General features: G+C 48.3%; 5 protein-coding genes. 3 read left to right on the forward strand and 2 right to left on the reverse strand.

Translation table 11 applies throughout. The features are described 5' to 3' along the window. Nucleotides 1-298: 298 nt before the first annotated feature. The 3 genes from Q1A41_RS18405 (at nucleotide 299) to Q1A41_RS18415 (ending at nucleotide 4,081) form a co-directional block, all read left to right on the forward strand. A complete protein-coding gene (locus tag Q1A41_RS18405; protein WP_299982043.1) occupies nucleotides 299-2,662 on the forward strand; it encodes a Tex family protein in 2,364 nt (787 codons plus the stop codon). A gap of 266 nt (nucleotides 2,663-2,928) precedes the next feature. Then, nucleotides 2,929-3,444, forward strand: coding sequence for a DUF4870 domain-containing protein (locus tag Q1A41_RS18410; protein ID WP_299982046.1), 516 nt, complete (start codon nucleotides 2,929-2,931; stop codon nucleotides 3,442-3,444). 340 nt (nucleotides 3,445-3,784) lie between these two features. Next, on the forward strand, nucleotides 3,785-4,081 hold the full coding sequence (locus Q1A41_RS18415) for a hypothetical protein (protein ID WP_299982049.1): 297 nt from the start codon (nucleotides 3,785-3,787) through the stop codon (nucleotides 4,079-4,081). A gap of 53 nt (nucleotides 4,082-4,134) precedes the next feature. Here the strand turns inward: Q1A41_RS18415 and Q1A41_RS18420 are convergent, their stop codons facing one another. Both Q1A41_RS18420 and Q1A41_RS18425 read right to left on the reverse strand, forming a co-directional pair. Next, nucleotides 4,135-4,479 (reverse strand): hypothetical protein, encoded by a 345-nt coding sequence (locus Q1A41_RS18420; RefSeq protein WP_299770098.1) that lies wholly within the window; start codon nucleotides 4,477-4,479, stop codon nucleotides 4,135-4,137. A 75-nt stretch (nucleotides 4,480-4,554) separates the two neighbouring features. Then, entirely contained in the window at nucleotides 4,555-5,676 is a 1,122-nt protein-coding gene (locus Q1A41_RS18425; protein ID WP_299982082.1) for a hypothetical protein, read from the reverse strand. Nucleotides 5,677-6,173 lie beyond the last annotated feature (497 nt).

The following is a 6,173-nucleotide window of genomic DNA, read 5'->3' on the forward strand; positions in this document are numbered from 1 at the left end:
TTTATATTGTCGCTATATTGTCATTCTTACTCGGAAACCACACCGAGTATAGGGCTAACGTTAAAGTGTAACCCCACCCCAACGTTAGCGGCGGGATTTTACCCTTCTTCACATAGCTGCCATAACGCTTCACAGTAAATGCCAAGCCAAATGCGACAAATAGCCATATTCCCGCGTTAAAAACAAGGCTGTTGCCCACCCCCAGAATGCCGCATAATGCGCGGTCCCCAAGGGGCTGCGATAAATAAGCAAACGCTGTCGCATTGCGAAGGAAGACATAAGAGAGACCATAGATTCGATGATCAATATTAATGCCCGTATTGCCGAGGAATTATCGGTAAACGCTCGCCAGGTAGAGGCTGCTGTAGATTTATTAGATGAAGGCGCCACTGTTCCCTTTATCTCCCGTTACCGTAAAGAAGTAACTGGTGGCCTAGATGATGGCCAGTTGCGAACCCTGGAAGAGCGCTTGCGCTACTTAAGAGAGCTAGAAGACCGACGCGCGGCGATCCTCAAAAGCATTAATGAACAAGAAAAGCTCACCCCAGAGCTGGAAGCCGAGATCAACGCCGCTGACACTAAGAATCGCCTAGAAGACTTGTACTTACCCTACAAACCTAAGCGTCGCACCAAAGGCCAAATCGCTAAAGAAGCTGGTCTTGAGCCATTAGCTGACAGCCTACTGGAAAACCCCAAGCTCGCCCCTGAAGAAGAAGCGCAAAAGTACCTTAATGGTGACAGCGAGGAAGGCCAAAAGATTACTGATATCAAAGCAGCTCTCGATGGCGCCAAGTACATTTTAATGGAACGCTTTAGTGAAAACGCCGAACTACTAGGTAAGCTTCGTCAATTCTTAAAAGATGAAGCTAACCTTAGCGCCCGCATCATGGATGGCAAAGAGTCTGAAGGTGCCAAGTTTGCCGACTACTTTGAGCATGATGAGCCATTAGGCAGCGTACCTTCACACCGTGCACTGGCCATGCTTCGTGGTCGCAACGAAGGCATCTTAAGCCTGGCGATTACCGTTGGCGACCCAGATGATCGCTTAGCGGCGCACCCATGTGAGGCCATGATTGCCGATCACTGGGAAGTAAAACCCCAAGACCGCGCGGCCGATAAATGGCTATCAGAAGTTGTACGCTGGACCTGGCGCGTTAAGCTGCTTACTCACCTAGAAACCGACCTGCTAGGCGAAATTCGTGAAGCCGCTGAAGAAGAAGCCATCAAAGTATTCGCCAGCAACCTTAAAGATCTGCTGTTGGCTGCCCCTGCTGGCCAAAAAGCCACAATTGGCTTGGACCCTGGCCTGCGTACCGGTGTAAAAGTAGCGGTAGTCGATGCCACCGGTAAAGTTGTTGATCACGGTGCCATTTTCCCAACCCCACCACAGAACAAGATCCGCGAAGCAGAAGCGGTGATCGTAGCGCTTTGTAAAAAGCACGATGTTGGCCTGATTGCGATCGGTAACGGCACAGCTTCCCGCGAGACCGATAAGTTTGTTGGTGATGTACTGAAAGCCCACAAAGACATCAAAGCACAAAAAGTCATGGTTAATGAGGCTGGCGCCTCGGTATATTCCGCATCGGAAGTGGCTGCCAAAGAATTCCCAGATTTAGATGTAACCATACGTGGCGCCATCTCTATTGCTCGTCGCCTGCAAGATCCGCTGGCCGAGCTGGTTAAGATCGAACCCAAATCCATTGGTGTGGGCCAGTATCAGCATGATGTTTCCCAAGCTCAATTGGCTCGCTCACTAGATGCAGCAGTAGAAGACTGTGTAAACGCCGTCGGCGTTGAAGTGAACACTGCCTCCGCCAAGCTTTTAGCCGCAGTTTCTGGCCTTAACAGTAGCATTGCTAACAATATCGTCGATTTTCGCGACCAGAACGGTGCATTTAAGAGCCGTGAAGACCTGAAGAAAGTTAGCCGCTTTGGTGCCAAAACCTTTGAACAGGCCGCAGGTTTCTTGCGGGTGGCCGGTGGTGACAACCCTCTAGACGCTTCCGCTGTGCACCCTGAGTCCTACTCAGTGGTCGAAGCGATTGCCGAGAAGAACAACCGCCCTATCCATAACTTAATGGGCGATTCTGGCTTTTTAAGAGCGCTAAAAGCCGCCGACTATACCTCGGAAGCATTTGGCTTGCCCACCGTAACCGATATTATCAGCGAATTGGATAAACCCGGCCGCGACCCTCGCCCTGAGTTTAAAACGGCTCAATTCCAAGATGGCGTAGAACAGATTAAAGACTTAGTACCCGGCATGATTCTGGAAGGCACCGTCACCAACGTCACCAACTTTGGTGCCTTTGTAGATGTTGGCGTGCACCAGGATGGCTTGGTGCATATCTCTGCGCTATCCAACACCTTTGTTAAAGACCCTCGCGAGGTGGTTAAAGCCGGCGATATCGTAAAGGTGAAGGTGATGGAGGTAGATGTACCCCGCAAACGCATTGGTCTATCGATGCGCCTTGACGACACCCCAGGAGAGAAAGAATCTGGCCCAGCTGGACAGCAACGTCGTGGCAAGGGTGACGGCCGCCCAGATCGCAGCCAGCAGCAACGCTCTTTTAGTGGTGGCAAAGGCAGTGGCCAGCAGAAGCAAGGGGGCGGCATGGGCTCCATGGGCGCATTGCTACAGCAGGCCATGAAGAACAAAAAGTAGGCCTTAAATAAAGCCTTTACAAAACTTAAGTTCAGCGCCCCTTCATGCTCGCCAGCCCAGTATTAACAAGGGCTGGCGACTAGCCGCGAGGCACAAAACACGGTATAAATTCACAGCATTGGAAGCCGTATATAACAATAAGCGAGGAACGCTTGCTACTTTCCTCGTCTAAACCAGCAAGAAGCCAAAAAGGTAAGCTAAACAGGGACAACCGATAGCGAATCCAGATCGGCTAAATGCAACACTATAGAGACTTGGAGTAAACCATGACCGAAGAGAAAGAAGTTCAGGGCGAGGTTATTGAAACCACTGAGAGCACTGCAAGTAGTGACAGTGCTGAGAACACAAAGGCCGAAGCGAGCTCTAATGAGCAAACTAGCCAAAACCAAGGCCAAAGTGAACAGCAGCAAGAAGCGCCAAAGCAAAGCTATGAGCCTGCTGCACCAAGCCAAGAAGAACGTAACTGGGCAATGTTCTGCCACCTAGCAACCATGAGTGGCTTTATCATTCCATTCTTCAGCGTAATCGGCCCTTTGATTGTTTGGTTAATCAAGCGTGATGAATCCGAATACGTAAACTACCATGGTAAGGAAGTGCTGAACTTTCAAATCACAATTGCCATCGCAATGTTTGTCAGCATCATCTTAATGGTGATATTTATCGGCGTAATCACCGCCTTTATTGTTGGCATCTTCTGGTTTGTGATGTCCATTGTCGGCGGCGTTAAAGCCAGTAGCGGCGAGTACTTTGAGTATCCGTTTACACTGCGCTTGATTAGCTAAGAACCTCTTAGCTCCCCCCCCCAAAAAGGCGAAGTATTTACTTCGCCTTTTTATTTTTTACCAAACCAAAAGTAGCAAGCTCTGCTCAGATTTCGACTTTTAGTCCAGCAGTTGATTTAAGCGCCCATAATTTCCACCCTGTTAACCATTAAGGCTTTTCAAGTTTGACAGATCAAACATTTCCCCATAGCCTTAAATCGAGCTTATAAAAACCTGCCATTGCAAGAAGGCTTCAGGCTGAAGCCAATGGCGATCGAGACGTTAAATACAAGGGAATGTTTTAATCATAAGCACTCCCTTCGCAGCGATCTTCAAAGCAAAAAAATAGAAAGGATCTACTATGAAAAAAGCGACTTTAGTGACGACTGCCATTTTAGCCCTAGGCTTGAGTGCCACAAGCTTTGCTGGTGAAGTAAAAGGAAGTGAAGAAGCCATCTGCAAAAAAGCGAGCAGCTCTATTCACCAGAAACCTTCTCGCAAATGCATGACGGAATCTGAGTGGAAAGTTTGGACAGCAAAAGCGGAAAAACAAAAGAAACGCCAACTACAGTTAGCCGAAGCAGATGGCAGCAAATACTACCCAAAAAAAGCTAATAATCTTCAAGAACAAAAGCGTCAGCTTGCAAAGGTACAGTAAGATCGACACCCTCTTTTAATTAAAGAAGGCCTGCCGAGCAAAACATAGGCCGCTTATGCCAAACCTTGGCTAGAGCGGCTTAGCTTCCAATTGTGTATCCACACCCCCGTTAAACAACAGGCGATCGCCAAAATATAAGCTGCACCATATATCGGCCCAGACACCTTATAAATCGGCCCGTAAATTACATATTCCAAGCCCATATACAAGGCAATACCAAGTAGCGCGCCCCATATATAAGGCATTGGGAAGCGCGCAAAATAATAGCCCGCAAATAGACTAGGTACCCCCATTAGCAGTACCACGCCCTTATAATCCAAGGGCAAAATAGAGGCCCAGAAACCCGCACCAAACAGCAATATTGCGCCAGCCAGGTAGGCCACCCATTGATTCTTCATACATCACCCGCTCATATTTAAGCTTCACCTGGACATTATGTGGGCAGCTGCGGTTTAGAGCTATTAGACTAAACGCTAATTGCCCTGCTGGGATTCTGCTACTGGCGGCCACGGGGTGCGCAACAGTCGGTCGCCAGCAAAGCTACCAATGTACATAAAATCTCCCATTACCTGAGCAACCGTACCTGCTCCCATTGGCGGGCCTGCTTGCCTCAATAAGACTTGTTTGTGCATCGATTCTGGATCAAGGGCGATAATCTCAAAGGGCCCGGGGCAAGAACCTACACGAGTTTCCATACACTGCTGAGCGCCGGCCAAGTCAAACGTTTGCGAAGCCACTAATAAACGACCATCGCCCGACCACTGAATATTATCTGGATGCGAGGTATCGACACTGGCCAACAATTCACCACTGCGCCAATCCACTTTATGAACTTGATTATCAGACCAACCGCTAACATAAAGGTATTTATATTCAGGGTCTGTTTGAATGCCATTTAAATAAGCACCGCGAAAATTACTCAGCTTAGAAAAACTGCCACCATTGTCCGGCTTCCAGTGCCATACCCAGCCGGTTTTAAAACCCAACAAGCCTTGCAACTGCGGCCAGTTAATCACCCCCAAAGAAAAACCTTCGCGAGCAAACATATGGGTACTAAAAAAACTGCCGTCAGGGCCCGCGACTACATCATTGATGTAGCTGTTGTCCGGCATCTCCACACAACCCTGCCAACTAATCTGATAACTTTCATTGGCACGACGAATTAGAAAAGATTCAACAGCTTCTCGACCGCCATGATTGACCACTAATAAGCGCTGAGTGTTTTCGTCAACTTTGCTTAGATGGATACCATGGGGTGAAAATAACTCACCCGGCGGTTTACAGTCTGGCTGCCCCCAATGCTCCGAATCGGCCTCGGTAAAATCAGGGAAGATTTTTAAATGTTTTGCTTTCACATCAAAAAAAGCCAAAGAGCCCGGCGTATGCTCCCCCACCACCCCCATCTGACTAACCACCAAGGTTTGACCATCCCCTAAAGGCTCCAGATCTTCAGGGTTTTGAAAACCACAGAACACCTTAAGATCACCGACGGAGTTACAGTCTGTTATATAGGGTTGAGTTTCAGAACATGCCGCCAAAGCTAATACTGTTAGTAAAAGAGAGAGACGAAAAGTAGAAGCTTGCTGTATTACCATTATTATTCTCGTTATTGCCTAATCCTTAGGCTTAGCAGTTTATGACACTTCTATTGGTATAACAAAGTATGCGTAACTAAATAACCTCACTCTTCAGCTTAGATGTCCCTACTCGTGAAAACCACAAATACAAGAATCACTGCCCCAAGCTAGATTCTGGTCAGTAACCACCCCAAAGCAACAATAGGCAAAAAGCGCACAGGAGTGCGCCACAAGTGATGGCACCTAAGCGTCAACACTTGTGCGAGCCCGCTTTAGGCAAGCAGTATCACACAACTGCGCCAGCCTAGAGCGGGCGACGTTACTAACAAAATAGGAATTTTGTTAGTAACAATAGGCAAAAAGCGCACAGGAGTGCGCCACAAGCGATGGCGCCTAAGCGTCAACACTTGTGCGAGCCCGCTTTAGGCAAGCAGTTTTACACAACTGCGCCAGCCTAGGGCGGGCGACGCTGCTAACAAAATAGGAATTTTGTTAGTAACAATAGGCAAAAAGCG

The organism is uncultured Pseudoteredinibacter sp. (genome assembly GCF_947502065.1).
Lineage (GTDB): Bacteria > Pseudomonadota > Gammaproteobacteria > Pseudomonadales > Cellvibrionaceae > Pseudoteredinibacter.

What these genes read in the sequence shown, in the direction of transcription:
- Q1A41_RS18415 (WP_299982049.1), top strand. Translation starts at nt 3,785, where the DNA reads ATGAAAAAAGCGACTTTAGTGACGACTGCCATTTTAGCCCTAGGCTTG.
- Q1A41_RS18405 (WP_299982043.1), top strand. Translation starts at nt 299, where the DNA reads ATGATCAATATTAATGCCCGTATTGCCGAGGAATTATCGGTAAACGCT.
- Q1A41_RS18425 (WP_299982082.1), bottom strand. Translation starts at nt 5,676, where the DNA reads ATGGTAATACAGCAAGCTTCTACTTTTCGTCTCTCTCTTTTACTAACA.
- Q1A41_RS18410 (WP_299982046.1), top strand. Translation starts at nt 2,929, where the DNA reads ATGACCGAAGAGAAAGAAGTTCAGGGCGAGGTTATTGAAACCACTGAG.
- Q1A41_RS18420 (WP_299770098.1), bottom strand. Translation starts at nt 4,479, where the DNA reads ATGAAGAATCAATGGGTGGCCTACCTGGCTGGCGCAATATTGCTGTTT.